General features: G+C 72.1%; 1 protein-coding gene. It reads left to right on the top strand.

Annotated elements, in window-relative coordinates:
• Nucleotides 1-560: sigma 54-interacting transcriptional regulator (locus G7A99_RS24160; protein ID WP_205600055.1), on the top strand; the 560-nt coding region annotated here is incomplete at both ends.

The following is a 560-nucleotide window of genomic DNA, read 5'->3' as shown; positions in this document are numbered from 1 at the left end:
CTGTTCGGCCACGAAAAGGGCGCATTCACCGGCGCGGAGGGACGCCGGCGCGGGCTGGTGGAGTCCGCCGACGGCGGTACGCTGTTCCTCGACGAGATCGGCGAGCTGCCGCTCGCCGCCCAGGCCCGGCTGCTGCGCGTCCTTCAGGAGGGCGAGATCCGCCGGGTCGGCTCGGATCGCTCCAGCCGCGTCGACATCCGCCTGGTGGCCGCCACCCACCGGGACCTGGAGGCGATGGTCGCCGACGGGACGTTCCGCGAGGACCTCTACTTCCGCATCCAGGTCATGGAGATCCGGCTGCCGCCGCTGCGCGAGCGCAGCGAGGACATCCCGGCACTCGCGCGCTTTCTCCTGGAGAAGGCCTGCCGGCGGCTCAACCGCCCGCCCATGCGCCTGAGCGACGATGCCCTCGGCGCGATCCGGAACTACCAGTGGCCCGGTAATGTCCGGGAACTGGAGAACGCCATCGAGCGTGCGGTCATGCTGGCGGAGAGCACCGCGCTCACCGCCGATCTCCTGGGCCTGCCCGTCGGGGGCGGCGGCGACGCCGGTGCCTTTCC

The organism is Arhodomonas sp. KWT (genome assembly GCF_010993615.1).
The sequence above is the reverse complement of the archived record's forward strand: the minus strand, read 5'-3'. Positions and strand labels throughout refer to the sequence as shown.